Below are 26,669 nucleotides of genomic sequence, written 5' to 3'. Positions count from 1 at the left end.
GATCCGCCCAGCTCAGCGCCCCACGACGCGCACCGCCCCCGGCACGCACCGCACGCTCAGCGGCAGCGGTCCCAGCGGTTCCCCGTCGGCGTAGCCGGTGATCCGGTCCGCCGCGAGCTCGACCCGCGCCGCCCGGTGGACGGTGACCTTGGGATGGTCGACGTGCCGCCCCCGGTACACCGTCGGGAACACCCGCAGGAGAGTGCGGCGGGTGCAGTCGCCGACCACCGTGATGTCGAAGAGCCCGTCGGTGGGATCCGCGTCGGGGCAGATCCGCATGCCACCCCCGTACGACGACCCGTTCCCGACCGCCACGAGCGTCGCCTCGATCTCCCGGACCTCGCCGCCGTCCAGCGTCAGCCGATACGGGGACGGGCGGAACGCGGCCAGTTCGGCGATCATCGCGAGGTCGTAGGTGAACCGCCCGGCCCGTAGCCGCATCCGGTTGCCGCGGTCGTTGACCCGCGAGTCGAAGCCGGAGGCGAGGACGGTGGCGAACCACCGCTCGCCGACCCGTCCGAGGTCGATGTCCCGCACCCTGCCGTCCGTCAGTCCCTCGGCGATCACCCGGCCCGCCCCGGCCGGGTCGCGCAACGGCAGGCCGAGGGCGCGGGCGAAGTCGTTGCCGGTTCCGACGGGGACCAGACCGAGCGGGGTGTCCGTGCCGGCGACGGCCTGGAGGGCGAGATGGGCCATGCCGTCTCCTCCGACGGCCACCAGCGCGCGCGTGCCTTCCGCGACGGCGGCACGCGCGCGTGCCAGGGCGTCGTCGGCGTCGCGTCCGGTGACCGCACGCACCGTGAACCCGGCCGCGCGCAGAGCGGAAGCGGCCGGGTGCGCCGCGTGGGCGCCCCGGCCGCGGCCCGCGGTGGGGTTGACGAGGAGGGTGATGTCGTCGCTGGTCACCCCGTGACCCTACGAGTCATGCGGCGATCCGCGGATCACGCCGTCATAACCGTTGGCTCAGGTCACGTCGTCGTATCCGTTGATCCGGTCCTTGCCCGGCTGCTCGGGCAGGGCGCGGCTCGCGCTGACGGTCTCGACCTCGCCGATCGCCTCCGGGGTGAGGTCCAGTTCGGAGGCCTCGTCGTCGTCGGGCCCCAGCGCCTCGCGGCGGCGCCTGCGCCGGTCGTTGATCAGGGAGACGGCCACGGCGGCGAAGTACAGGATCCAGATCGGCCCGGCCAGCGCCAGCATGGTGAGCGGGTCGGTGCTGGGCGTGGCGATCGCGGCGAACACCGTGATGCCCATGATCATGGCCCGCCACCAGCCCAGCATCCGCTTGCCGGAGATGGCGCCGCTGAAGTTGAGCATGACCAGCAGCAGCGGCAGCTCGAAGGAGAGACCGAAGACGATCACCATGCGGGTGACGAGGTCGAGCAGGTCGTCGAGCGGCAGCAGGTTGTCGACGCCGAACGGGGTGAACTCGATCAGCACGTTGGCGGTGGTGGGCAGCACCTTGTAGGCGAAGAACGCGCCACCGAGGAACAGCGGGGCACCGGTGCCGACGAACGCGTACGCGTACTTCTTCTCGTGCCGGTGCAGTCCCGGGGCGATGAAGGCCCACAGCTGGTAGAGCCAGACCGGCGAGGCCAGTACGACGCCGGCCATCAGGGAGACCTTCAGGGCCAGGGTGAACGGAGCGAGCAGACCGTTGATCGTGATCTGCGCGCAGGGTTCCGTGTTCTTGGCGTTGTCGGCGGACGCCCTGGCCAGCTCCTCGAACGACTGGGAGCAGCCCACCGAGTCGAGGATCGGCTCGGTGAAGAAGTTGATGATGTCGTTGTAGAAGAAGGCGGCGACGACCGTGACACCGACGATCGCCAGCAGGGCCTTCGCGAGCCGGTTGCGGAGCTCACGCAGGTGTTCCGCGAGGGGCATCCGCCCCTCGGGATCCTTCTCCTTGTCGCGGGCAGGCTTCAGCAACCCACATTCCCATCTCGTGCGGCAGGCCGGGGGGTCACCGGCCCGGCGTCAGCGCTTGGTCGTGTCCGTCGGCTCGTTGACCGGTCGGGAGCTGGACACGTCGCCGGGGGAAGCCTGGATGATGCGCTGGGACGGGGCAGCCTGCTGCTCGTCGGTGGTGTGCGGCGGGTCGGCGGGGGCGGAGGACTTGCTGTCGTCCTTCATCGCCTTGGCCTCGCTCTTCAGGATCCGCGCCGACTTGCCGAGCGAGCGAGCCATGTCCGGAAGCTTCTTCGCGCCGAACAGCAGGATGATGACGACGAGGATGAGAATGATCTCGGGGGCTCCGAGCCTTCCGAACATAAGTCTTTACCTTCTCACCGAGGCGGGCGGGTGGGTGCTGTCCGACCGGTCGGACAGGAGAATCCGAACGACCGTGCTGGCAGCGATCGTAACGCTCAGGGGTGAACGTGAAGCAATCCCTGTGCGTACTCCCGGTCCACGGCCCGGGCCTCGTTTTCCGGGCCGCGATCAGCAGCGTACCTTTTACGTGGGGGAAGTTGACAGGGCGAAGCGGCCCAAACGGACACCAAGCGCCGGAATCACGGGCCCGTCCGGCCAGGTCAGCGGCCGCTCACAGGGTGTCGACGGACCGTGCCGTGTTCGCCGCCGCACGCTCCAGCTCCTCCGCGGCGCGGTTGATGCGGCGCGCGGAGTCCGCGACCTGCTTGCCCAGGCGCTGGGCCTCCAGGAAGACCCGGACGGCGAGCACGCCGAGAACGGCGATTCCCAGGAAACCCACGGCTACCGCGAACATCGGCCAGAACATGCCCCTGAGCCTAGGGCCTCGTCCGCGGACGGACGCGCACGGGGTGCGCCGACACCGCTACAGCGCGGAGTGCAGCCGCAGTGTCCGGACCCCGCCGCCGGTGAGCAGCTCCACCACCCGCTCCCCCGCCGGCTTGCGCACCGAGGCGCCGCAGTCGGGGCAGGTGAACGAGTAGAACGTCGTACGGCTCGTGGCGCCGATGGCCAGGCGCAGGGCGCCCGCGGCCAGCTCGAAGCGGCCCCGGCAGTCCGGGCAGCCGGCTCTGAACACCACGGGAGCCACGCCTCTCATCCCCGCGAACGCGGACGCCACCGTCATCTCCCGCACCCCAGCCGCCGGCTCGCTCAAAGTCCCTGCTCCTGACTGTCGTGTGCCTCGCCGTCCGGACGGACCGGATCCCCGCCTCCCGGAAGCGCCGCCTCGATCCCGTCGTCGTACGCCGCCAGCGCCTCGCGGGCCGCCTGCCGGGCGCTGTCCGCCAGCTCCGGCGGCGCCACGATCCGGCCGTCACGCCCGAGCCGCAGGGCGAGGCGGCGCAGCGACGCCGGGTCGGGCGTGCGCAGGGTGATACGCAGTCCGCCGTCCGCCAGCTCATCCGCGGTGTCGTGCGGGTAGTACTCGGCCACCCAGCGACCGCCGGGGCCGACCTCGACGACGACCTCCGGGTCCTCGGCGGCGGGCTGCACGAGCCCCTCCGAGAGGTCCCGCAGCTCGATCTCGGGCGGTGCGGAGGGCTCGTCGAGGACCTTGATCTCGGCGACCCGGTCGAGCCGGAAGGTGCGGCGCGCCTCCGAGCGGTAGCACCAGCCCTCGACATAGGTGTGGCCGACGCTGACCAGGCGGATCGGGTCGACCTCACGCTCGGTGACCTCGTCACGGGCCGGTGAGTAGTAGCGGATCCACAGCCTGCGGCGCTCCGAGATCGCCCGGTCGACGTCGGCGAAGACGCCGCCCTCGGACTCGAAGGTCACCGACAGCCGGGAGCTGGCTCCGGCCGCCTCGCCGGCCGAGGCCTCCACCTTGGCGGTGGCGCGCAGCAGCGCCTGCCGGTCGCTCTCGCGCAGGCCGGGCAGGGTGGACACGGCCCGGGCGGCGACCAGCAGGGCGGTCGCCTCGTCGGCGGCGAGACGCAGCGGCTCGGCCGCGTCGGCGCCGAGGGCGGCGGGGTTGTGCCACCAGATGCGCTCGCCGTCGGTGTCGATGTCTAGCAGGTCGCCGCCGCGGAAGCTGGTGCCGCACATGGGCAGCAGGTCGAGGTCGGAGACCAGCTCGTCCTCGGTGATCCCGAAGGCGCGGGCGACGTCCTCGACCCGGGCTCCGGGACGCTCCCTGAGGTAGGTCACCAGGGAGAGCATCCGCCGGGTCTGGTCGATGGCGTTCGTGGGCCTCGTCGGTTTGCCGGCCACAGTCCTCTTCCGCTCCCCCTCAGCCCTTGGCCACGGCACGCAGCCGGTCCACCACGTCGGCCCGCAGCTCCGCGGGCTCGATGACCACCACGTCCGGTCCGAACTCGACCAGCCAGGCGTCCAGTCCGTGCCCGTACGGAATCTCCAACTCGTCCCAGCCGTCACCGAGTTCCCGCACGGCGGTCGCCTTCGCCCGCAGGGGGTACCCGGCGCCGGAGCGCAGCCGGATCCGGGCGCTGCGGTCGGCCGTCTCACCGGCCCATCCGGCGACGGTCTCGCGCACGGTGACGACGTCCGGGACCGGCGCGGTGTAGCGGCCCGCACGGGCGCGCACCCTGCCGGTGATCCGGGAGAGCCGGAAGACCCGCTCGGCGCCGCGCTCCCGGTCCCAGCCCGCGAGGTACCAGTGGCCGCGCCAGCACTCCAGTGCCCACGGCTCGACCTGCCGGGCCTCGGGGTGGGCGGCGTTCGCCTTGCGGTACTCGAAGACGACGGGGCGGCGGTCGCGGCAGGCCAGCATCAGCGGCTCGAAGGCGGCCTCGTGCACGGGGATGCGCGGCTCCAGGGCGCCGTGCGCCTCGTAGGGGTCGACGTCCTCGGGCAGGCCCGCGGCGCGCAGCTTCTGCAGGGCGCCGCTGGCCGCGCCGGCCAGCCGGGCCTGCTGCCAGACCTTGGCGGCCAGGCCCAGGGCGGCGGCCTCCTCGGCGTCCAGGGTGATGGGCGGGAGGCGGTTGCTGTCACGGCGGGCCAGGTAGCCGACCTCGCCGTCGAGGTTCTCCACGGTCTCGATGACGAGGCCGAGCTCGCGCAGGTCGTCCTTGTCCCGCTCGAACATCCGGTTGAAGGAGTCGTCGCTGCCCGCTTCGAGATAGGCCTCGATGGACTCTCGAAGCTCACGCTTGCTGAGCGGCCGCCGCGTCCCCAGCAGACACAGCGCCAGGTTCATCAGCCGCTCGGCCTTGGCAATGGCCATCGACGCCCTTCCCTAAGGTGCTTCCGATCGTTGACCGTACCGCTCCGCGGGGCCGTGGCAAAAGCCGAGGCCCATGCCCGGACAGGCATGGGCCCCAGGTGATCGACTCCGGTCGGTCCTGCTCAGACGCCGAGCAGGTCGACCACGAAGATCAGGGTCTCACCGGGCTTGATGGCCGGGGTCGGGCTCTGGTTGCCGTAGGCGAGGTGGGCCGGGATGGTCAGCTGGCGGCGGCCGCCGACCTTCATGCCCTGCACACCCTGGTCCCAGCCGGCGATGACGCGGCCGCCGCCGAGCGGGAAGCGGAACGGCGTGCCGCGGTTCCAGCTGGCGTCGAACTCCTCGCCCGTGCTGAAGGCGACACCGACGTAGTGCACGCTGACCGTCTGGCCGGCCTGCGCAACGGGGCCGTCGCCTTCCCAGATGTCCTTGATCTCGAGGTCCGCCGGGGGCTCGCCGCCCGGGAAGTCGATCTCGGGCTTGTCGATGCTCACGTCTTCAGCTCCTGCTCGTGTGTGGAAAGGCGAACACGCACAGTCTTACATTCCCGGCGATCACATCGCCGCGAGGATGTCCACCGAGAACACCAGCGTCGAGTCCTTCTCGATGCCGCTGCCCTGCGGCGGGTTGTCGCCGTACCCGAGCTCCGGCGGGACGACGACGAGGACCCGGCTGCCGACCTTCTTGCCGGTCAGTCCCTGCGACCAGCCCTTGACGACCTGCTGGAGCGAGAAGGAGGTCAGCGCCTTGCGGCTGTACGACGAGTCGAACTCCTTGCCGGTGTCCCAGAGCACGCCCTTGTACTGGACGAGGACGGTGCTGTCGGCGCTCAGCTCCTCGCCGTCGCCCTCGATGACGTAGGTCGCCACCAGCTCGGTCGGCGCGTCGGTCTTGGGGATCTCGATGGAGGGCGCCTTGCCGTCGGTGTTGGTGCCGACCTTGGGCAGGTCCGCGTCGTCCTGCGCGACGTCGGTGCCCTTGGCGGAGCTGCTCGCGTTGTACGTGTCCTCGATGTCGATGACGAACACGAGCGTGTCGGTGCCCTTGATGCCCGCCTGGGGGTTGCCCTGCTCGCCGTACCCCCAGGCCGGGGGCACGGCCATCTGGACGCGGCTGCCGGTCTTCTTGCCCGCCAGCCCGTAGCGCCAGCCGTCGATGATGCTGCCCTGGGAGAGCTGGATGAGCAGCGGCGTCTTGCGGTCGTAGGAGTTGTCGAAGACCTTCGCGGTGGACCAGATCTGGCCCAGGTAGTTGGCCACGAGGTAGTCGTTCTCCGCGACGGTGCGGCCACCGCCCGCGATCACGGTCTTGACGGCGAGGTCCTTCGACGGCTCGCCGCTGCCCTTGGCCACCGTGGGCTTCTCGCCGAACTTCGTGCCCGCGGTGATCGCCGGCAGCGGTCCGTCGACGATCTTCGGCGACGGCGCGGCGGAGGGCGAGGCCGGGTCCGAGGGCGACGCGGTGTCGCTGGCCTTGCCGGAGTCGGACCCTTCGTCGCCGCAGGCGGCGAGTGTGGCGAGTCCAGCGGGAACGGCGATGAGCAATGAGCGTCGGCGCACGGTGGGGGCCTCGTAATCGGTCGATCTTGTTGATGGCGTGCGCGCAACTCTACGGTGTGAGAAGGGCGCCGTACGGGAAACGTACGGCGCCCGTGTGGCGTTCCGGCTTCACTCGGAACACATGGCTCACATACCGGCGATCAGCTTCTCCACCCGGTCGTCCACCGAACGGAACGGGTCCTTGCACAACACGGTCCGCTGGGCCTGGTCGTTGAGCTTGAGGTGGACCCAGTCGACGGTGAAGTCCCGGCGCTGTTCCTGGGCCCGCCGGATGAAGTCGCCGCGCAGCCGGGCCCGAGTGGTCTGCGGCGGGACCGACTTGCCTTCGAAGATCTTCAAGTCGTTGCAGATCCGGGTGGCTTGGCCCTTTTTCTCCAGCAGGTAGTAGAGGCCACGACGGCGGTGGATGTCGTGATAGGCGAGGTCTATCTGGGCGACCCGCGGATGCGACATGGTCATGTTGTGCTTTGCCCGGTACCGCTCGATGAGCTTGTACTTCATGACCCAGTCGATCTCGGTGTCGATCCGGTCCAGGTCCTCGGCCTCGATCGCGTCGAGCGTACGGCCCCAGAGCTCAAGCACCTGTTCGACGACGCCGGTGCGGATGCCGCGGCGCTCGCAGAAGTCGACGGCCTTCTCGAAGTACTCGCGCTGCACCTCCAGCGCCGAGGCCTCCCGGCCGCTGGCCAGCCGCACCTTGCGCCGGCCCGTTATGTCGTGGCTGACCTCGCGGATCGCCCGAATGGGGTTCTCCAGGGTGAGGTCGCGCATCACCGTGCCCGCCTCGATCATGCGCAGCACCAGGTCGGTGGCGCCGACCTTGAGCAGCATGGTCGTCTCGGACATGTTCGAGTCGCCGACGATGACGTGCAGCCGGCGGTAGCGCTCGGCGTCCGCGTGCGGTTCGTCGCGGGTGTTGATGATGGGCCGGGAGCGGGTCGTCGCCGACGAGACGCCCTCCCAGATGTGCTCGGCGCGCTGGCTGACGCAGTACACGGCCCCGCGGGGCGTCTGCAGCACCTTGCCGGCGCCGCACAGCAGCTGCCGGGTGACGAGGAACGGGATGAGGATGTCCGCCAGCCGGGAGAACTCCCCGTGGCGGGCCACCAGATAGTTCTCGTGGCAGCCGTAGGAGTTGCCGGCGGAGTCGGTGTTGTTCTTGAAGAGGTAGACGTCGCCCGCGATTCCTTCCTCGTGCAGGCGTCGTTCGGCGTCCACCAGCAGTCCTTCGAGAATGCGCTCGCCGGCCTTGTCGTGGGTGACCAGCTCGATCACGTTGTCACATTCGGGTGTCGCGTATTCCGGATGTGATCCCACGTCGAGATAGAGGCGGGCGCCGTTCCGCAGAAAGACATTGCTGCTGCGGCCCCATGACACGACACGGCGGAAGAGGTACCGCGCCACCTCGTCAGGCGACAGACGGCGCTGTCCCCTGAACGTGCACGTGACGCCGTACTCGTTCTCCAGCCCGAAAATGCGGCGGTCCATGACTGAACATTACGCCCGATCCCCTGAACTGAAACGGGGTTCGGCAGCACGATTTGGATCATTTTCCGATGAAGCCGCAACGACCGCAGTCCGGGCGGGAGCTGCGAGGACCCGCCCCGTGGCCAGCAGAACCAGCAACGACACGGCTCCCGCCGCGCCCGGCACGGTGAAGCCCCACAGCGCCCCGCCCCACTCGACGACGGGCCCGGTCAGCCCCGTTCCGACCGAGGCGCCCACGGTGAACGTCGTCACAAGCCAGGAGAAAGCCTCGGTGACGGTCCCGCGCGGGGCGTGCCGGTCGACGATGACGAAGGCGCACGCGATGGCGGGTGCCAGGAAGACGCCGGCCAGCCCGGACAGGGCCGACATCGCGACCGGGCCCGGCATCAGCGTCAGGGGGAGGTAACAGACCGCCAGCAGACCCACCAGGACCCGCAGTCGCCGTTCGGGGGAACCGGGCCACTCCCGCGCCCCGTAGCCGATCCCGCCGACCAGCGCGCCGAGCCCCAGGGCCGCCATCAGCGCGCCGTACACCGCGTCCCCGCCCCGGCCGTCCGCGTAGGACACCGCGGCGACCGTGATGGAGCCCAGTGCCACGCCGACGAACAGGAACGCGGCCAGCAGGACCAGCAGCCCCGGCGAGCGCAGCGCGCCCAGCCAGTGCGCCTCACGCGGCGCCGACCGCCAGGCGCGCGAGGGCGGCGACAGCACCACGGAGAGCGCGCCGAGGACGCCCAGGACGTTCAGCACGAGCAGCGCGGCCTGCGCCGACCACAGGGACACGCAGAGCGTCACCAGCAGCGGTCCGACCGTGAACATGACTTCCTGGGCCACCGCGTCCATGGCGTACGCCTTGTGGACCTGGTCCTCGCGGCGCAGCACGGAGGGCCACAGCGCGCGCAGACCGCCTTCCAGGGGCGGTGTGAAGAGCCCGGAGAGGGCGACGGCGGCGTAGGAGAGCGCGGGCGTCCCGGTGCCACTGAAGGCGAAGGCGGCCATGGCGAGCGCCGAGAGCAGTGCGGCGGGCAGCTGGATCCGAGGCTGGCCGTGCAGGTCGACCAGCCGCCCCAGCAGGGGCTGGCCCACCGCGTTGGCGACGCCGTACACGGCCGCGAGGGCGCCGGCCAGGCTGTAGGAGCCGCCCTCGGCACGGATGAACAGCACGATCGCGATCGCGGCGGTGGCGTTGGGCAGCCTGCCCACGAGCGTGCCGGTCAGCAGTCTCGCGGCGTGTTTCGCCCTGAGGATCTCCCCGTATCCCGCGGCCATGGCCCCGCCCTCCGCCGAAGTGTTACGTATAACGTCCACTTCCATACGTACCATGTGCGCTGTTCACCCGTCCAGGCGAGGCCCGGACCCCACGCGTTCGAAGGAGCAGGCCGAGTGGCACGAGCCGGCACCCGCCCCACGAGCCGGGACGTCGCCGAGGCCGCCGGTGTCTCGCAGGCCGCGGTCTCGCTGGTGCTCGGCGAGAAGTGGCGCGGCCGCGTCTCCGAGGCGACCGCGGAGCGGGTCCGGGAGGCCGCCCGCGACCTGGGCTACCGCCCCAACCTCGCCGCCCGCAACCTGCGCCTCGGCCACACCCGCACGGTCCTGCTGGTCGTCCCCGCCCTCACCACCGAGTTCTTCGCCGGCGTCTACACCGGGGCCGCCCGCGTCGCCGCCGAACACGGCTTCGGCGTGGTGCTCTACCCCTCCCCCGAGGGCGTCGGACCCGCCCGCGACCCCTTCGCGTCCGCCCAGGCCGCCCTGGACGGCGTCATCGCCTCCTCCATGGCGGCCGACGCCCTCACCGCCATCCGCGGCGACCAGCTGCCCCTGGTGATGCTCGACAGCGACCCGGCGGGGAGCCTCGGCGCGGCCACGGTCAACCTCGACATCGCCGACGGTGTCCGCCAGGTCACCGAGCACCTGCTGGGCCTCGGCCACCGGCACTTCCTGCACCTGGCGGCCGACGTGCCGTCCTGGACCTTCGAGGTCCGCGCCCGGGAGCTCGCCGCGCGGGTCGCGGCCGTCCCCGGGACCACCCTGCACACGACCCGCGCGCCCATCTCCATCGACGAAGCCCTGGGCGCCGCCGAGGCCGCGCTCCGGAGCCGCCCGGCCACCGCGGTCGTCTGCGACGACGACAAGCTGGCCGCGGGCGCCTGCAAGGCCGTACGGCGGCTCGGCCTGCGCGTCCCCGACGACGTCTCCGTCACCGGCCTGGACGACCTCGCCCTGGCCACCGCGATCGACCCGGAGCTGACGACCGTGCGCCTGGACGCCGAGCTGTTCGGGGAGCGGGGCATGCGGGCCCTGCTGGCGGTCCTGGAGGGCCGGGAGCCCGAGGGCGGGGACATCCCCGTCGAACTGGTCGTACGGGGCTCCACGGCGCCGCCACCGGCGCGCTGAACGCCGGATACCCCGGCCGCTTTCCGACCGGGGCATCCGTCACGGGACTCGGGCGGCCGACGGGGCCGCCGGCGGACTACTCGTCCTCGCCCGCCTCGTCCTCGGCCTCCGCGGCCGACGAGGCGCCGCCGGCCTCCAGCAGCCGGCCGAGCTGCCGGCCGGTGATCCGGCGGAACTTGCGCTGCTGCGGGCGCGTACGGTCCAGCACCGCCACCTCCAGGCGCTCGGCGGGGATCTCCCGCTGGCTGCCGTTGGTGTCGCGGGACAGGGCCTGCACGGCCAGCTCGAGCGCCTCGGCGAGCGTCATGCCGTCCTGGTGGCGCTGGTCCAGATAACCGCTGATCTGCTCGGCGTTGCCGCCCACCGCGACCGAGCCGTGCTCGTCCACGATGGAGCCGTCGTGCGGCAGCCGGTAGATCTGGTCGCCCTCGGGCGTCTCGCCGACCTCGGCGACGACCAGCTCCACCTCGTACGGCTTCTCGGCCGCGCTGGAGAAGATCGTGCCCAGCGTCTGCGCGTAGACGTTGGCCAGGCCGCGGGCGGTCACGTCGTCGCGGTCGTAGGTGTAGCCGCGCAGGTCGGCGTAGCGGACGCCGCCGATGCGCAGGTTCTCGTACTCGTTGTACTTGCCGGCGGCGGCGAAGCCGATCCGGTCGTAGATCTCGCTGAACTTGTGCAGCGCGCGGGACGGGTTCTCGCCGACGAAGACGATGCCGTCGGCGTACTGCAGCACGACCAGGCTGCGGCCCCGGGCGATGCCCTTGCGGGCGTACTCCGCCCGGTCGGCCATGGCCTGCTGAGGTGAGACATAGAACGGCGTCGACACCGGTTATCCGTCCCTTTCTGTCGAAGTCACTGGACCAGCCTCGGACACCACGGGCCGCCGGCTACAGCAGCGCGGCCCGCGGGCCGTCGGGCTGCTCCATCCGGCGCTCCAGGATCGAGCGGGCGATCGCGGAGCCCTCGTCCTCGGTGAGCCGGCGGAAGCCGTCCTCGGTGATCACGGTGACGATCGGGTAGATCCGGCGGGCGACATCGGGACCACCGGTCGCCGAGTCGTCGTCTGCCGCGTCGTAGAGGGCCTGGACCACGAGGGTCGTGGCCTGCTCCTCGGTCAGGTCCTCGCGGTAGAGCTTCTTCATGGCGCCGCGCGCGAAGATCGAGCCGGAGCCCGTGGCCGCGAAGCCCTGCTCCTCGGAGCGGCCGCCCGTGACGTCGTAGGAGAAGATGCGGCCCTTGTCGCGGTCCACGTCGTAGCCGGCGAAGAGGGGCACCACGGCCAGGCCCTGCATGGCCATGCCGAGGTTGGAACGGATCATGGTGGACAGCCGGTTCGCCTTGCCCTCCAGGGACAGCTGGGCGCCCTCGACCTTCTCGAAGTGCTCCAGCTCCAGCTGGAAGAGCTTGACCATCTCGACGGCGAGACCCGCCGTGCCCGCGATGCCGACGGCCGAGTACTCGTCCGCCGGGAAGACCTTCTCGATGTCGCGCTGCGCGATGACGTTGCCCATGGTGGCGCGGCGGTCGCCGGCCAGGACGACACCGCCCGGGAACGTCACCGCCACGATCGTGGTGCCGTGCGGCGCCTCGATCACACCCTGGGTGGGTGGCAGTTGCCGCTTGCCGGGCAGCAGCTCCGGCTGGTGCTCGGCCAGGAAGTCCATGAAGGAGGAGGATCCAGGCGTCAGGAAGGCAGCTGGTAGACGCCCGGTGCTACGAGTGTTGGCTTCCACGCGTTTCCTTCCAAGTAGTCAGCAGGTATCGCAGTTGATGCAAGGTACGCCACGGACCCTACCCGGCTCACGGCAGTGATCCACATGAACGGCGGAAGCCTTCCGGCAGATCCCGCGGAGGCCACGCGCGGCTCGAACTCACCGGGCCGCGCGTAGCGCCACGTCTGCCGGGTGCCGAACAACCACACCCCCGCCGACCTTCGATCCGAAGGACGAGTGGGCTACTGCCCACCCTTTTGCACGAAGGACCGCACGAAGTCCTCTGCGTTCTCCTCCAGGACGTCGTCGATCTCGTCGAGTACCGAGTCCACATCGTCCGAGAGCTTCTCGTGTCGCTCCTTGAGGTCCTCCGAAGCCTGCGCCTCGGTCGCCTGCTCCTCGACCTCCTCGGTGGAGCGCGTCGCCTTCTGCTGTCCGCCGCCGGTGTCCTTGGTCGCCATAACCCTCACCCCGCTCGGTTCGCCCGAATGTTCGGCATCGCTGCCGATCGGTCATGATCAGACCCTACAAGCCGGGTCCGACAATGGCCCCGCAGTTTCTGCAACGTACGGGGGCCACCTCGATGATTCCCGGGCGCCGGGATTTCCACCCTCGCGCCCGGACCCGCCCGAGTACCCGCTCAGCCGCCGCTGAGGACCTTGACCAGGTCTTCCGCGGTGCGGCAGCGGTCCAGGAGCTCCTTGACGTGATTACGCGTTCCGCGAAGCGGTTCCAGGGTTGGAACCCGCTGCAGGGAGTCCCTGCCGGGCAGGTCGAAGATCACCGAGTCCCAGGAGGCCGCGGCCACGTCGTCGGCGTACTGCTCCAGGCAGCGCCCGCGGAAGTAGGCCCGGGTGTCCTCCGGCGGCTTGGACTTCGCCCGCTCGACGTCCTCCTCGGTCAGCAGGCGCTTGATCCGGCCGCGCGAGACCAGACGGTTGTACAGGCCCTTGTCGGGGCGTACGTCCGCGTACTGGAGGTCGACCAGGTGCAGCCGGGCGGCGTCCCAGTCGAGGTCGTCACGGCGCCGGTAGCCCTCCATCAGCTCCCGCTTGGCGACCCAGTCCAGCTCGCCGGACAGGCTCATCGGATCGTGCTCCAGCCGGTTGAGGGTGTCCTCCCAGCGCTGCAGCACGTCCTTCGTCTGCTCGTCCGCGTCGGCCCCGAAGCGCTCCTCGACGTACTTGCGGGACAGCTCGTAGTACTCCATCTGCAACTGGACCGCGGTCAGCGTCCGGCCGCTGCGGAGCGTGACGAGGCGCTGGAGCGAGGGGTCGTGGGAGACCTGGTGCAAAGTGCGTACCGGCTGGTCGACGGCCAGGTCGACGGCGATGAAGCCGTCCTCGATCATGGACAGCACGAGGGCCGTGGTGCCCAGCTTGAGGTACGTCGAGATCTCCGACAGGTTCGCGTCACCGATGATCACGTGCAGGCGGCGGTACTTCTCCGCGTCGGCGTGCGGCTCGTCGCGCGTGTTGATGATCGGGCGCTTGAGCGTCGTCTCCAGGCCGACCTCGACCTCGAAGTAGTCCGCGCGCTGGCTCAGCTGGAAGCCGTGCTCGTGCCCGTCCTGGCCGATGCCGACGCGGCCCGCTCCGGCGAAGACCTGGCGGGAGACGAAGAAGGGCGTCAGGTGGCGCACGATGTCCGAGAAGGGGGTCTCCCGCTTCATCAGGTAGTTCTCGTGCGTGCCGTAGGAGGCGCCCTTGTTGTCGGTGTTGTTCTTGTAGAGATGGATCTGCTGGGCGCCGGGCAGCTGCGCGGCCCGCTCGGCGGCCTCCGCCATGATCCGCTCACCGGCCTTGTCCCAGAGCACGGCGTCGCGGGGGTTGGTCACCTCGGGAGCGCTGTACTCGGGGTGCGCGTGGTCCACGTAGAGACGTGCCCCGTTGGTCAGGATGACGTTGGCGAGGCCGATGTCCTCGTCGGTGAGCTGGCTGGAGTCGGCGGCCTCACGGGCGAGGTCGAAGCCCCGTGCGTCGCGCAGCGGATTCTCCTCCTCGAAGTCCCAGCGGGCCCGGCGGGCCCGGTGCATCGCCGCCGCGTAGGCGTTGACGATCTGGGACGAGGTGAGCATGGCATTGGCGTTGGGGTGGCCGGGGACGGAGATCCCGTACTCCGTCTCGATGCCCATTACTCGCCGTACGGTCATGCGGCCCTCCTTGCCCGGCGGTGCCCTCGGTCGTGGACGCCGCTCAGATACCGCTGGCGCTCGGTTGCGTGTGCGGTGCCCGTCCCCGCACTGCGCGATCCGGCGGTACGGAAGAGCCTAGAACGCCTTTGCGCTGGTGGGGAGATCATTTGCGTCATTGCTGTGCTCCAGCCGTGGCCCGAAAAACAGTCGGCTGCGGGTACCCGCTGAGGGCACCCGCAGCCGCCCTGCCTTTTACAGGTACTGACCGGTGTTCGCCACCGTGTCGATGGAGCGTCCGGTGTCCGCGCCCTGCTTTCCGGTGATGAGCGTACGGATGTACACGATCCGTTCGCCCTTCTTGCCGGAGATGCGGGCCCAGTCGTCCGGGTTCGTGGTGTTGGGCAGGTCCTCGTTCTCCTTGAACTCGTCCACGCAGGCCTGGAGGAGATGGGAGACGCGCAGGCCCTTCTGGTTGTGCTCCAGGAAGTCCTTGATCGCCATCTTCTTGGCCCGGCCGACGATGTTCTCGATCATGGCGCCGGAATTGAAGTCCTTGAAATAGAGGACTTCCTTGTCGCCATTGGCGTACGTCACCTCGAGGAAGCGGTTCTCCTCGGATTCGGCGTACATGTGTTCCACCGCGGTCTGGATCATGCTCTGGACCGTCATGGACTTGTCGTTGCCGTGCTCGGTCACGTCGTCGGAGTGCAGCGGAAGACGCTCGGTGAGGTACTTGCCGAAGATGTCCTTGGCCGCCTCGGCGTCCGGACGCTCGATCTTGATCTTCACGTCGAGCCGGCCGGGGCGCAGGATCGCGGGGTCGATCATGTCCTCACGGTTGGAGGCACCGATCACGACCACGTTCTGCAGGCCCTCCACACCGTCGATCTCGGCGAGCAGCTGCGGGACGATGGTGTTCTCCACGTCCGAGCTGACACCGGAGCCGCGGGTGCGGAAGAGGGACTCCATCTCGTCGAAGAAGACAATGACGGGGGTGCCCTCGCTGGCCTTCTCCCGGGCCCGCTGGAAGACGAGGCGGATCTGCCGCTCCGTCTCACCGACGTACTTGTTCAGCAGCTCGGGGCCCTTGATGTTCAGGAAGAAGCTCTTGCCGGCGGCCTGGCCGGTGACCTCGGCGACCTTCTTGGCCAGCGAGTTGGCGACGGCCTTGGCGATGAGCGTCTTGCCGCATCCGGGCGGCCCGTAGAGCAGCACGCCCTTGGGCGGGCGCAGTTCGTGCTCCTTGAACAGGTCCGGGTAGAGGTACGGCAGCTCGACCGCGTCGCGGATGGCCTCGATCTGGCCGCCGAGACCGCCGATCTGCTCGTAGCCGATGTCGGGGACCTCTTCGAGGACGAGCTCCTCGACCTCGCTCTTGGGAACGATCTCGTAGACGTAGCCGGATCGGGGTTCGAGCAGCAGGGCGTCGCCGGGGCGGATGGTGACGTCCAGCAGCGGCTCGGCGAGCCGTACCACCCGTTCCTCGTCGGTGTGCCCGAGCACCAGGGCGCGCTCGCCGTCCTCCAGGATCTCCTTGAGGGTGACGATGTCCCCGACACGCTCGTACTCCATGGCCTCGACCACGTTGAGCGCCTCGTTGAGCATTACTTCCTGGCCGCGCCGCAGGTCCTCGAGGTCGACGCTGGGGCTGACGTTCACGCGGAGCTTGCGGCCCCCCGTGAAGATGTCGGCCGTGCCGTCCTCGATCGCCTGCAGGAAGACTCCGAAGCCGGCCGGCGGCTGGGCCAGCCGGTCGACCTCTTCCTTGAGGGCCACGATCTGGTCACGGGCCTCACGGAGCGTGTTGGCGAGTCGCTCGTTCTGCGCGGACACGCCGGCCAGGTTGGTCTGCAGCTCGACGATCCGCTCTTCGAGAATCCTCGTGTGCCGCGGAGAGTCGGCGAGCTTGCGTCGCAGGACGGCGATCTCCTGCTCAAGGTAGGCAATCTGCCCGGCCGGGTCGTCGGACCCGCGTCCCGGGCGGATGCCGCGGTTCATGTCGTCGTCGTGGGCTGCCACGGTCCTCACCTCCTCCAAGGGGAGCTGGACGCTTCCAGACCCTACCTGGGTGGGTGTCGATTGAAACCCCTAGATCACAAAGACTGTCGGGGTGTGTCCGATCTTCACCCTTGCGCTCTCCCTCACGCCAGGGGAATACCCAGCGAACGGGATACGAAAGCGAGCGAAGGTAGGGTCGAAGCGTTCAACACCCGTCAGAGCTGGCCGGATTCCCGTACGGCCGGGTGGGCAATCGACAGGAGAGGTGACCGTGCAGCAGGAGGCCGGAGTCGACGGCGAGGCACTCGAGGTCTGGATCGACCAGGATCTCTGTACCGGCGACGGCATCTGCGCCCAGTACGCGCCCGAGGTGTTCGAGCTGGACATCGACGGCCTGGCCTACGTGAAGGGCGAGGGCGACGAGCTGTTGCAGGCCCAGGGGGCCACAACGCCCGTACCGCTGCCGCTCCTCACGGATGTGATCGACTCGGCGAAGGAGTGTCCGGGCGACTGCATCCATGTGCGACGGGTTTCGGACAGGGTCGAGGTCTACGGCCCGGACGCAGAGTGACTGGATCCTTACGTCCCGTTACGACTGTCTGATTTCTCACACGGCTCGGTTGCGTGCGTCAGACGCTGCGGGCGTCGGCCGGTGACGAGCGGACGAACGCCCCGTTGCGCCACTGCCACTTCGCGTCCTCCGTCACGTCCGGACAGCAGGTCGGGACGTCCGTGGAGGAGTAACCGAGCAGCGTCGCGAGGACGGCTCCGTCCCGGACGGTGAAGTCACGGACGGTGGAGCGGTCCTTGGGGTCGACGAGCGTGGCCACCACCCGGGGGCCGGTCGCGTCGTCGCCGTGGGTGAGGACGTACACGCCGTCGGGGGGTGTGCTGATGCCCGCGTCGCAGTGCACCACGGCGACCGTTTCCGGCCGCCCGTCGCCGTCGAGGTCCCCGGACGCCTGCGTCTCCACCACGGCCTTCACGGGCCCGCATTCGAGGGGGAAGCTGACGCCCTCGGTGGCGGGCGGCGCGGCGGCCGGCCGGGCGGGGCGGCCCGGCGCCTGCGCGGCGGTCGCCGAGTCCGGCGGCAGCAGCGAGGACAGGGCGACGACACCGGCGACGGCGGTCGCGGTGGCGACCCAGTGGATGGGCCGGGTGTGCGTGTGTGCCAGTTCCGGAACGGCGGGTTGCTGCACGAGGAGTGTCTCCTGTGAGGGCTGTGCCGGTGGGGGTGGCCAGCATGGTGCCACACGTCACAGTGCGGGGGAACGGCGGGGGTCGGCCCTTGTGAGGTGGGGCGTCTTCCGGTGCGTCAACGGGTCGGCGCCGTGGCCGCGTTCCCTGCGGTATGCGGGAACTCGGCCACGGCGCCGACACGTTGTACGCGGTACGGCCGCCTCAGCGGTCCATGCCTCCATCGGCGTTGGGGCCGGAGTAGTCCTCGCCGTAGGCGCCCTTGGCGGGGCGGCGGCGGCGCATGGGCGGCTCGACCCCGTCGGCCAGGCGACGGGCGGTGAGGAGGAAGCCGGTGTGGCCGATCATCCGGTGGTCCGGGCGGACGGCGAGACCCTCGACGTGCCAGTTGCGGATCATCGTCTCCCAGGAGGTCGGCTCGTTGAAGCAGCCGATCTCACGGATGGACTCGACGGTCCGGGCGAGCTGCGTGGTGGTCGCGACGTAGCAGCACAGGATGCCGCCGGGGACGAGCGCCTTGGAGACGGCCTCCAGGCACTCCCACGGGGCGAGCATGTCGAGGATGACGCGGTCGACGTCGGTGTCCGACAGGTTGTCCTGGAGGTCGCCGACGGTGAGCTGCCAGGCCGGGTGCGGGCCGCCGAAGTAGCGCTCCACGTTCGCCTGGGCGATCTCGGCGAAGTCCGCGCGGCGCTCGTAGCTGTGCAGCATGCCCTGGTCGCCGATGGCCCGCAGCAGGAAGCTGCTGAGCGACCCCGAGCCGACGCCGGCCTCCACGACGCGCGCGCCGGGGAAGATGTCGGCGAAGGAGAGGATCTGCCCCGCGTCCTTGGGATAGACGACTGCTGCCCCACGGGGCATGGACAGGACGTAGTCGGGGAGCAGGGGGCGCAGCGCGAGGTAGGCGACGTTTCCGGTGGTGCGGACAACGCTGCCCTCGGGAGCGCCGATCAGTTCGTCGTGCGGGAAGGAACCCTTGTGGGTGTGGAAGTTCTTCCCGGCCTCGAGCGTGAACGTGTAGTGGCGGCCCTTGGGGTCGGTCAGCTGAACCTGGTCCCCGACCTTGAAGGGCCCGCGCCTGCGGGCGGCACCGGTCGGTTCGGACATGTGAACAGCCTACCGGCGATTGCGGGGGCCGCCGACCACTAGGAGGGCCTGGCCATGGCCTTGACGAAGGCCCGCTCGACGTCCGCCGCGGACAGCACGCCGTAGATCTCCCCGGTGTCCTCGACCACCAGGTACTCGGTGGCGGGGGTGGCCCGCAGCACCTCCAGGAGGTCCTCGCCGGCCAGTTCGGCGGAGACCCGCATGCCGTCGGTGATGTCCTGGGCGAGGCCGCTCACCGCGACCCAGGGGCGGCGGTGTTCGGGGACGCCGACGATGGCGGCCTCGCGGACCAGCGAGACGGGGTCGCCGTCGGCGTCGACGACGACCAGGGCGCGGGCTCCCGCGGCGTTGGCACGCCGCAGTGCCTCCGAGAGGGGGGTGTCGCTCTCGACCGGCACCGCGCGGCGGGTGAGCGCGCGGGCGCGCAGCTCCGGGAGGTGCTCACGCAGCCGGGCGACGCGCAGGCTGTTGCCCGCGCCGGTCCAGATGATCGCGGCGAGGATGGCGGCCAGCAGGGCGTCCATCACGGTGTCCATGCCGACGTTGTCCACGGCGTCGCGGCCGAGCGCGCCGGACTGGGTGAGCAGCGGGAGCCCGATCAGCACGGAGACGGCGAGGGCGCGGCCGACCCAGGCGGCGGCGACGGTGCCGCTCATCGCCCTGCCGGTGATCTTCCAGACGACGGCGCGGAGCATCCGGCCGCCGTCGAGCGGGAGACCGGGCAGGAGGTTGAAGGCGGCCACGATGAGGTTGGAGATCATCAGCCCGGCCAGCAGGACGCCGGGCACCGTGCCCGGCTCGACCGGCTGCAGGGCCAGGTAGAAGAGGCCGGCCAGCACGAGGGACAGGAGCGGTCCCACGAACGCGAGGACGAACTCGCGGCCCGGTGTCTCGGCCTCCTTCTCGATCTCGGAGACCCCGCCGAAGAACTGGAGCTGGATGCGGCGCACCGGCAGTTTGTAGCGCAGGGCCGCCACCGTGTGGGCCAGCTCGTGCACGAGCACGGAGGCGTAGAAGGCGACGGCGAAGAAGAGGGAGACCAGATAGCGGGCGGCGCCCAGCTCGGGCAGCACACGCTCCAGCTGCCCGCCGAACACCCAGGTGATCAGGGCGGCCACCAGGAACCAGCTGGGCGCGACGTACACCGGCACCCCGAACGGGCGTCCCATCAGCAGGCCGCCCCGCGGCTCGGGGGCGCGCCGGGGGGCGGGGCCCTTGCCGGGGGCGGAGTGGGCGAGGGTGCGGTGGGCCTCGTGGGGGTCGGAGGCGCCGGGCCGCTCGCGACGCCCGCCGGTGGTGCGGTCGTCGCCTCCGTGGGCGTGGGGGCCGTGCGGGTCGTCCGGCCGGTCCGGCCGGTCGCCGCCGGTGCCGGCCTGCGGGGCTCGACCCGCGGGGTCCGGCTCGGTGCCGGCGGGCCCGGGCCCGGGATGGTCAGGGCGTGGGGAGTCCGTGGCCGGGGTCGCACGGTCCGGCTGGTGCCGATGCGCCTCGTCGGTGCCCGGCCGCGGCTGCCCGCTCCCGCCGCTCTCGTCCACGGTGTCCCCTCGTTCGCAGCGTCTCCCGCACCTGCCGGGCGGAAGGGTCTCGGGTCGATGGTATGCGTCCGTCGGGGCGCGTTCCGCCCCGGCACCCCCTCTGTTTTCCCCGTCGTCGCCCCGTCATGACCCGAGGCCGGGTCACTGTCGGTGGCGGGCCGTATCGTCTGTGGACATGGACACCAGCACCGAGGGCGCGCAGCGGCGGCCCCCATCCGGCGGGAGCGCCGAGGCGGCCACGGATCCGGATCCGTCCGTCGTGGTCGAGCCTACGGCCGACGGCCCGACGGCGGCGGTCGAGGCGACGGCGGCCGAGACGGCGACCGCGGTCACCGGGACCGTCGCCATGGCGCCCACCTCCCTGTCCCCCTCACGTGCCGGCGACTTCATGCAGTGCCCGCTGCTGTACCGGTTCCGGGTGATCGACCGGCTGCCCGAGAAGCCCAGCGCGGCGGCGACCCGGGGCACCCTCGTCCACGCGGTCCTGGAGCGCCTCTTCGACGCCCCCGCGGCGGAGCGCACCCCGCCGCGCGCCAAGGCGCTGGTCCCCGGCCAGTGGGAGCGGCTGCGGGAGAGCAGGCCGGAGGTCGAGGAGCTGTTCGCCGACGATCCGCAAGGCGAGCGGCTGGCCGGCTGGCTGACGGAGGCGGAGCAGCTCGTCGAGCGCTGGTTCACGCTGGAGGACCCGACGCGGCTGGAGCCCGCGGAGCGGGAGCTGTTCGTCGAGACGGAGCTGGACTCGGGGCTGCGGCTGCGCGGGATCATCGACCGGGTCGACGTGGCGCCGACCGGCGAGGTCCGGATCGTGGACTACAAGACGGGCAAGGCGCCCCGGCCCGAGTACGCCGAGGGCGCCCTGTTCCAGATGAAGTTCTACGCGCTGGTCGTCTGGCGGCTGAAGCAGGTGATCCCGCGCCGGCTCCAGCTCGTCTACCTCGGCAGCGGTGACGTGCTCACCTACGACCCGGTCCGCGCCGACCTGGAGCGGGTGGAGCGCAAGCTGCTCGCGCTGTGGGAAGCGATCCGTGCGGCCACCGAGACCGGCGACTGGCGGCCCCGCCCGACCAAGCTGTGCGGCTGGTGCGACCACCAGGCCCACTGTCCGGAGTTCGGCGGCACTCCCCCGCCCTATCCCCTGCCGGTGCGCCCCTCCGTCGGCGACGTCCTGCCCGGCCCGACGAGGGCGCCGGAATCCCCCGCGGCGGAGCAGGGCAGAATGGGGCCGGACTAGCGAAGGAGACTTACGTGGCCATCCGCGTCCTACTGGTCGACGACCAGCCGCTGCTGCGTACGGGCTTCCGGATGATCCTGGAGGCCGAACAGGACATCGCGGTCGTCGGCGAGGCCGGAGACGGCCTGCAGGCACTCGACCAGGTGCGGGCGCTGCAGCCCGACGTGGTCCTGATGGACATCCGCATGCCGCGGATGGACGGGGTGGAGGCGACCCGGCAGATCACCGGCCCCGGCCGGGACGGCCCGGCGAAGGTGCTGGTGCTGACCACCTTCGACCTCGACGAGTACGTGGTGGAGGCGCTGCGGGCCGGGGCCAGCGGCTTCCTGCTCAAGGACGCCCCCGCCAACGAACTGGTGCAGGCGATCCGGGTGGTCGCGGCCGGGGAGGCGATGCTCGCGCCGAGCATCACGCGTCGCCTGCTCGACAAGTACGCCACGCATCTGCCGTCCGGCGAGGAGCCGGTGCCCGACACCCTGGGCACGCTCACCGATCGCGAGGTGGAGGTGCTGAAGCTGGTCGCGCGCGGTCTGTCGAACGCCGAGATCGCGGCCGACCTGTTCGTCAGCGAGACCACGGTCAAGACGCACGTGGGCCATGTCCTGACCAAGCTGGGACTGCGCGATCGGGTGCAGGCCGCGGTGTACGCCTACGAGAGCGGTCTGGTGCGTCCCGGCGCCCAGTGACCCGAGCACACACACCGGCACGACGCCGAGGGCGCCCGCCTCCCTGGGGAGACGGGCGCCCTCGGCGTTCGGCGTGCGGGGCCTCAGCCCTTGCTGATCTCCCAGAAGCGGAAGACGGTCGAGGCGTCGAGGCAGTACTCCAGGCCGTAGACCTCCTCGCGGACGACCGCGTACTGCTTGGCCTGCCAGACCGGCAGCAGCGGGACCTCCTCGGCGACCAGGTCCTGGAGCTCGCCGTACTCGTCGTCGGTGGCGGCGCGGTCGCTCTGCGCGGCCGTGCGCGGGATGAGCGAGCCGGTGATCGTGTCGTTGCTGTAGTTGTTCTCCAGCACGTTGCCCTCGCCGAAGAACGGGGCGGTGAAGTTGTCGGCGTCCGGGTAGTCGGGCACCCAGCCCTTGACGTACACGCCGTACTTGCCGTCGGCGATGTCCTTCTCGTACTGGTCGAACGCGACCGACTTCACGTCGGCGGCGAACAGCCCGCTGCCGTTGAGCTGGGCCGCGATGGCCTCCAGCTCCTCGTCGGTGGCGGGGCCGTAGCGGGACGGGGTGGACCACAGGGTGATCTTCACCTTGTCGGTGATCCCGTCGGCGCGCAGCGCGGCCTCGGCCTTGGCCTTGGAGGGCCGGGCACCGTAGGTGTCGAAGAAGGCGGTGTTGTGGCCCGCGATCCCGGCCGGGATGATCGAGTACAGCGGGGTCGCGGTGCCCTGGTAGACGTCCTCCATGAGGGCCTCGCGGTCGATCAGGTGGGCGATGGCCTGGCGGACGCCGAGCCGTCCGGCGACCGGGTCGTCCATGTTGAAGACCAGGTGCTGGACCTCGGCGCTGCTGCCCTCGATGACCTTGACGCCGGAGTCGGAGTCGGCCTGCTCGACGTCGGCGATGTCGTTCGCGCTCAGACCTCGGTAGGCGATGTCGACGTCCTCGGACTGCAGCGCCTTCTTCAGCGCGCCGCGGTCGCCGTGGAAGAACTTCAGGGTGACGCCGGCGTTCTGCACCTCGGCCGTGCCCTGGTAGTTCTCGTTGACCGAGAAGACGGCCTCGTTCTCGCTGAAGGAGTCGAGCTTGTAGGGGCCGGAGCCGACGGCCTGGCCGTCCGTGCGCAGCGTGCCCGCGTCGTACTCACGGTGGTCCACGATGGAGCCGGCGCCGGAGGCGATCTTGCTCGGGAAGGTGGCGTCGGCGACCTTCAGGCGGAAGACGACGGTGTTCTTGTCCGGCGTCTCGACCGTGTCGAGCATCGGGAACATGATGGCCGGGCCGGCCTCGTCGTTGACCTTCAGCATGCGGTCGAAGGAGAACTTGACGTCCTTCGAGGTGAGCGGGTCACCGTTGCTGAACTTCAGGCCGTCCTTCAGCGTGCACTCGTAGACCTTCGCCGAGCTGTCGGTGAAGTTGCACGACTGGGCCAGCTCCGGCTCGGGCTCGGTGCCGCCCTTGGGGAAGCTGAGCAAGGACTGGAAGACGTTGTTGAACAGCAGCCAGGAGCCCGGGTCGTAACCGGACGCCGGGTCGGTGGCGAGGACGTCGTCCGACATCCCGACGACCACGTTGGAGCCGTTCTCCCCGGAGTCGCCGGACTCGGCACCGCATCCGGTCAGCAGGCCGGTGGCCAGACCGGCAACGATCGGCAGGACCGGCCACTGGTTGCGTATGTTCACGTGCTTGCCTTACGTCGTTCTTGAAGTACCCCGGGCCGTCTTCCAGCACCCGGTCGTGCTCGGAGGTGTCAGCCGCTCACACCGCGGCCGAGCTCCCACAGCTGGAGAGTGGCCGAGGAGTTGAGCGCGTAGGAGACGCCGGTGACGTCGTCGCGTGCCGCCACGTACTGCTTTCCCTGCCACAGGGGCAGCAGGGGTACGTCCTCGGCAACGATGTCCTGGATCCGGTTCAGGCTGTCGCCGGCGGCCAGACGGTCGGCCTCCTTGCGGGACTCCGGGATCAGGTTCTCGCGGATGTCGTTGTTCGCGTACGGCGACTTGAGGAAGTTGTCCTTGTCGAGGAACGGCGCGATGTAGCTGTCGGGGTCCGGGAAGTCCGGGAACCAGCCCATCCCGAAGACGTCGTACTCGCCGTTGCGTTCGGCCGGCACGAAGGTGTCCCACGGGGCGCCCTCGATCGCGACCTGGAACAGGCCGCTGCCGTTGAGCTGCCTGCGCAGCTCCTCGAACTCCTTCTTGGTGGCCGAGCCGTAGTGGTCGGTCGTGTAGTGCAGGGTCAGCTTCACCGGGGTGTCGACGCCGGCCTCCTCCAGCAGCCCCTTGGCCTTGGCGACGCTGGGGTCGCCGTACTTGTTGAAGAAGGCGTTGGAGTGGCCGGTGATGGAGGCCGGGACCAGCGAGTACAGGGGGTCGGCCTGCGAGCCGTAGACCGCGGAGACGAGCTCGTCGCGGTTGAGGAGCTGTGCCATGGCCTGCCGGACGGCCTTGGACTTGACCGTCGGGGCCTCGGTGTTGAAGGCCAGGTACCGGATCTCCAGGCCGGGCATCTCGACGAGGTCGACGTCGCCGTCGGCGACCGCCAGCTTCTCGATCTGCTCCGGCGTCATGGAGCGGGTCATGACGTCGATGTCACCGGCCTCCAGGGCGGCTCCCATGGCCTCGGCGTCCTCGTACGAGACCATGTCGACCTCGTTGTTCTGGACCTTCAGCGCGCCCTTGTAGTTCGGGTTCCTGGTGAACACCGCCCGGACCAGCTCGCCGTCCTTCTCCTCGCCCTCGAGCACGTAGGGGCCGGAGCCGTCCACCTCGAAGCCGTCGCGCAGCTTGTTCTTCTCGTAGTTGTCGGGGTTCACGATGCCCGCGACCGGGGTCGACAACTTGTACGGGAAGGTGGCGTCGGCGGTCTTCAGGTGGAAGATGACCTCCTTGTCGCCCTTGACCTCGACGGTGTCCACGGTGGACAGCAGGGCGAAGACACCACTGTCGGCCTGGATGGCGAGGGCCCGGTCGATGGAGAACTTCACATCGGCGGCCGTGATGGCGTCGCCGTTGGAGAACTTGAGGTCCGAGCGCAGCTTGCAGGCGTAGCGCTCGTTGCCGTTGTCGGTGAACCCGCAGCTCTCGGCGGCCTCGGGAACGGGAGCGCCCTCGCCGCGCGGCTGGACCATCAGGGTCTGCACGGTCTGACGGAGCACGTTCCAGGTGCCCACGTCGTACGCGTACGCCGGGTCGAGCGGTGCGGGGGCGTCCTTGGAGGCGATGAACCGGTCGGTGGTGCCCACGACGATCGAGCCACCACCGTCACTGCCCCCGTCGGACCCGCCGCACGCGGCAAGCGCGGGAGCAAGCAGTCCGACCACGGCCGGCAGCACCAAGGTCTTGCGGTTCATGCTCGGGATTCTCCACAGCTGTCAGGTCCGTGTACGCGGCATGCAGGGGTGTGGCAGCCGGTCACGGGGACGGGGGTGAGGTTCTCGCGATGAGATTAGTGCGCCCTCATGACGGGGCCGTCGGCCACCGGAGTTGAGCGTCCATCACGCTGCGAAACCGGGCGCGGACGCACCGAAAACCCGACTGGGGAAGGATTCGTGCAGCATCCCATGAATCAGGACACAAGGGCGGGGCAACCGCCCCGTTATGGGCCCCGGCTGCACATACGTGCCGCCCTGTCGACCCCTGTTGACGTGGGGAACGTCACACCGGCAACTGGGAGCGGGCCCACGGAATTCAGCCATCCGCACCACGCGAATTCCCCGCCCGTGCCGTGCTGTTCGCCCGAGGTGCGGGCCCCGGACGCCGCCTCGGGCGCCCGGCCGCGTGCGCGTCGTCAGTTGAGCAGGCCGCGCAGGAAGGCGAGGTCGACCTGTTCGAGCGAGCGCACCACGGTGCGCCGCGCGGCCGGGGCGATCGGCGCCACCGAGGGGACGGCGACCACATGGCAGCCCGCCGCCTCGGCCGCGGCCACCCCGGTCGCGGTGTCCTCGACGACCGCGCATCTGGCCGGATCGGCACCGAGCCCGGCCGCGGCGAACAGATACGGGTCCGGGTGCGGCTTGGTGCGCGCGACCTCGTCGCCCGCCACCGTGAGGGCGAAGTACTCCGTTCCGAGGATGCCGAGGACGCGGTCGATGATGCGCCGGTGGGAGGCCGAGACCAGGGCCGTCGGGATCTCGTGCAGGGCCAGCTCGCCCAGCAGCCGCGCGGCTCCCGGCATCAGCGGCAGCGCCCGGTCGATGCGGTCCTCGAAGCCCTCGTTGAGCAGCACGGTGAGCTCGGCGAGGGTGATGTCGGCGCCGGTCGCCTCGATCAGGAACCCCGCGCTGCGGGTCATCGGGCCGCCGACCACCACCTGGCGCCAGGCGTCGTCGAGGGTGTGCCCGAGGCCGGCGAAGACCTCGCGCTCCACGTCCCACCAGAAGCCCTCGGTGTCCACCAGGGTGCCGTCCATGTCGAGGAGCACGGCCTGCAGCGCGGAGCCTTCGGCCGTACGGGTGCCGATAGCGGGGACGGTCGTCGTCATCCGGCGTACCTCCTGGAGGGACGAGCAGGCCGGTTCCCGGGTAGGGAACCG

The 26,669-nt window shown here is 70.4% G+C and carries 26 protein-coding genes and 1 pseudogene; 4 read left to right on the top strand and 23 right to left on the bottom strand.

Annotated features, from left to right (window positions below; translation table 11 throughout):
- Positions 1-12: 12 nt before the first annotated feature.
- The 11 genes from ACZ7LV_RS15265 to ACZ7LV_RS15215 form a co-directional block, all read right to left on the bottom strand.
- Complete coding sequence (locus ACZ7LV_RS15265; protein WP_471939534.1) at positions 13-906, bottom strand: diacylglycerol kinase; 894 nt, start codon at positions 904-906, stop codon at positions 13-15.
- A gap of 57 nt (positions 907-963) precedes the next feature.
- Positions 964-1,926: a twin-arginine translocase subunit TatC gene (gene tatC, locus ACZ7LV_RS15260; RefSeq protein ID WP_471939533.1), complete on the bottom strand. Its 963-nt coding sequence runs from the start codon at positions 1,924-1,926 to the stop codon at positions 964-966.
- Between the two features lie 48 nt (positions 1,927-1,974).
- On the bottom strand, positions 1,975-2,268 hold the full coding sequence (gene tatA / locus ACZ7LV_RS15255; protein WP_471939531.1) for a Sec-independent protein translocase subunit TatA: 294 nt from the start codon (positions 2,266-2,268) through the stop codon (positions 1,975-1,977).
- A 271-nt stretch (positions 2,269-2,539) separates the two neighbouring features.
- Positions 2,540-2,734 (bottom strand): hypothetical protein, encoded by a 195-nt coding sequence (locus tag ACZ7LV_RS15250; RefSeq protein ID WP_471939529.1) that lies wholly within the window; start codon positions 2,732-2,734, stop codon positions 2,540-2,542.
- Between the two features lie 57 nt (positions 2,735-2,791).
- Positions 2,792-3,052 (bottom strand): hypothetical protein, encoded by a 261-nt coding sequence (locus ACZ7LV_RS15245; protein ID WP_401678307.1) that lies wholly within the window; start codon positions 3,050-3,052, stop codon positions 2,792-2,794.
- Positions 3,053-3,078: 26 nt separating this feature from the next.
- Entirely contained in the window at positions 3,079-4,140 is a 1,062-nt protein-coding gene (locus ACZ7LV_RS15240; protein ID WP_471939527.1) for a helix-turn-helix transcriptional regulator, read from the bottom strand.
- A gap of 19 nt (positions 4,141-4,159) precedes the next feature.
- The gene (locus ACZ7LV_RS15235; RefSeq protein ID WP_401677803.1) at positions 4,160-5,113 is read right to left on the bottom strand and encodes a helix-turn-helix transcriptional regulator; all 954 of its coding nucleotides are present in this window, start codon (positions 5,111-5,113) and stop codon (positions 4,160-4,162) included.
- Positions 5,114-5,235: 122 nt separating this feature from the next.
- A complete protein-coding gene (locus ACZ7LV_RS15230; protein WP_471939525.1) occupies positions 5,236-5,607 on the bottom strand; it encodes an FKBP-type peptidyl-prolyl cis-trans isomerase in 372 nt (123 codons plus the stop codon).
- A gap of 60 nt (positions 5,608-5,667) precedes the next feature.
- Positions 5,668-6,672, bottom strand: a complete 1,005-nt coding sequence (locus ACZ7LV_RS15225) for an FKBP-type peptidyl-prolyl cis-trans isomerase (RefSeq protein WP_471939523.1) — start codon at positions 6,670-6,672, stop codon at positions 5,668-5,670.
- A gap of 126 nt (positions 6,673-6,798) precedes the next feature.
- Complete coding sequence (gene pafA, locus ACZ7LV_RS15220; protein WP_471939521.1) at positions 6,799-8,160, bottom strand: Pup--protein ligase; 1,362 nt, start codon at positions 8,158-8,160, stop codon at positions 6,799-6,801.
- A gap of 9 nt (positions 8,161-8,169) precedes the next feature.
- Entirely contained in the window at positions 8,170-9,429 is a 1,260-nt protein-coding gene (locus ACZ7LV_RS15215) for an MFS transporter (protein ID WP_471939520.1), read from the bottom strand.
- Positions 9,430-9,543: 114 nt separating this feature from the next.
- Here ACZ7LV_RS15215 and ACZ7LV_RS15210 point away from each other — a divergent pair, with 114 nt between their 5' ends.
- On the top strand, positions 9,544-10,554 hold the full coding sequence (locus ACZ7LV_RS15210; RefSeq protein WP_471939519.1) for a LacI family DNA-binding transcriptional regulator: 1,011 nt from the start codon (positions 9,544-9,546) through the stop codon (positions 10,552-10,554).
- Between the two features lie 76 nt (positions 10,555-10,630).
- Here ACZ7LV_RS15210 and prcA read toward each other — a convergent pair whose 3' ends face one another.
- The 6 genes and pseudogenes from prcA to arc form a co-directional block, all read right to left on the bottom strand.
- A complete protein-coding gene (gene prcA, locus ACZ7LV_RS15205; protein WP_401677820.1) occupies positions 10,631-11,380 on the bottom strand; it encodes a proteasome subunit alpha in 750 nt (249 codons plus the stop codon).
- A 61-nt stretch (positions 11,381-11,441) separates the two neighbouring features.
- Positions 11,442-12,287 carry a proteasome subunit beta gene (gene prcB / locus ACZ7LV_RS15200; protein WP_401677823.1) on the bottom strand — a complete coding sequence of 282 codons (846 nt, stop codon included), beginning with the start codon at positions 12,285-12,287 and terminating at the stop codon, positions 11,442-11,444.
- Positions 12,239-12,425 (bottom strand): annotated as a pseudogene (locus tag ACZ7LV_RS15195) (endonuclease domain-containing protein); the annotation flags it as partial. The pseudogene ACZ7LV_RS15195 and the gene prcB, both read right to left, overlap by 49 nt.
- A gap of 83 nt (positions 12,426-12,508) precedes the next feature.
- Positions 12,509-12,727, bottom strand: a complete 219-nt coding sequence (locus tag ACZ7LV_RS15190) for a ubiquitin-like protein Pup (protein WP_393102727.1) — start codon at positions 12,725-12,727, stop codon at positions 12,509-12,511.
- Between the two features lie 179 nt (positions 12,728-12,906).
- Positions 12,907-14,418, bottom strand: a complete 1,512-nt coding sequence (gene dop, locus ACZ7LV_RS15185; protein ID WP_471939517.1) for a depupylase/deamidase Dop — start codon at positions 14,416-14,418, stop codon at positions 12,907-12,909.
- 234 nt (positions 14,419-14,652) lie between these two features.
- A complete protein-coding gene (gene arc, locus ACZ7LV_RS15180) occupies positions 14,653-16,419 on the bottom strand; it encodes a proteasome ATPase (protein ID WP_401677831.1) in 1,767 nt (588 codons plus the stop codon).
- A 244-nt stretch (positions 16,420-16,663) separates the two neighbouring features.
- Between arc and ACZ7LV_RS15175 the strand changes: the two genes are divergently transcribed.
- Positions 16,664-16,969 carry a ferredoxin gene (locus ACZ7LV_RS15175; protein WP_471939515.1) on the top strand — a complete coding sequence of 102 codons (306 nt, stop codon included), beginning with the start codon at positions 16,664-16,666 and terminating at the stop codon, positions 16,967-16,969.
- Between the two features lie 58 nt (positions 16,970-17,027).
- On the opposite strand, the gene ACZ7LV_RS15170 is transcribed toward ACZ7LV_RS15175, so the two are convergent.
- From ACZ7LV_RS15170 to ACZ7LV_RS15160, 3 genes are all read right to left on the bottom strand, one after another.
- Positions 17,028-17,597: a hypothetical protein gene (locus ACZ7LV_RS15170; RefSeq protein ID WP_471939513.1), complete on the bottom strand. Its 570-nt coding sequence runs from the start codon at positions 17,595-17,597 to the stop codon at positions 17,028-17,030.
- 202 nt (positions 17,598-17,799) lie between these two features.
- Positions 17,800-18,702, bottom strand: a complete 903-nt coding sequence (locus tag ACZ7LV_RS15165) for a tRNA (adenine-N1)-methyltransferase (protein WP_471939511.1) — start codon at positions 18,700-18,702, stop codon at positions 17,800-17,802.
- Between the two features lie 38 nt (positions 18,703-18,740).
- The gene (locus ACZ7LV_RS15160) at positions 18,741-20,237 is read right to left on the bottom strand and encodes a site-2 protease family protein (protein WP_471939510.1); all 1,497 of its coding nucleotides are present in this window, start codon (positions 20,235-20,237) and stop codon (positions 18,741-18,743) included.
- Between the two features lie 175 nt (positions 20,238-20,412).
- Here ACZ7LV_RS15160 and ACZ7LV_RS15155 point away from each other — a divergent pair, with 175 nt between their 5' ends.
- Positions 20,413-21,468, top strand: a complete 1,056-nt coding sequence (locus ACZ7LV_RS15155; protein WP_471939508.1) for a RecB family exonuclease — start codon at positions 20,413-20,415, stop codon at positions 21,466-21,468.
- Between the two features lie 14 nt (positions 21,469-21,482).
- A complete protein-coding gene (locus ACZ7LV_RS15150; RefSeq protein ID WP_201840033.1) occupies positions 21,483-22,154 on the top strand; it encodes a response regulator in 672 nt (223 codons plus the stop codon).
- A gap of 83 nt (positions 22,155-22,237) precedes the next feature.
- Here the strand turns inward: ACZ7LV_RS15150 and ACZ7LV_RS15145 are convergent, their stop codons facing one another.
- The 3 genes from ACZ7LV_RS15145 to ACZ7LV_RS15135 form a co-directional block, all read right to left on the bottom strand.
- Positions 22,238-23,818, bottom strand: a complete 1,581-nt coding sequence (locus ACZ7LV_RS15145) for an ABC transporter substrate-binding protein (protein ID WP_471939507.1) — start codon at positions 23,816-23,818, stop codon at positions 22,238-22,240.
- Between the two features lie 68 nt (positions 23,819-23,886).
- Entirely contained in the window at positions 23,887-25,488 is a 1,602-nt protein-coding gene (locus ACZ7LV_RS15140; protein ID WP_471939506.1) for an ABC transporter substrate-binding protein, read from the bottom strand.
- A gap of 437 nt (positions 25,489-25,925) precedes the next feature.
- Positions 25,926-26,618, bottom strand: coding sequence for an HAD family hydrolase (locus ACZ7LV_RS15135; protein WP_471939504.1), 693 nt, complete (start codon positions 26,616-26,618; stop codon positions 25,926-25,928).
- Positions 26,619-26,669 lie beyond the last annotated feature (51 nt).

It is taken from the genome of Streptomyces sp. NPDC107562 (assembly GCF_055657325.1).
This window is presented reverse-complemented; position numbering and strand designations above follow the sequence as displayed.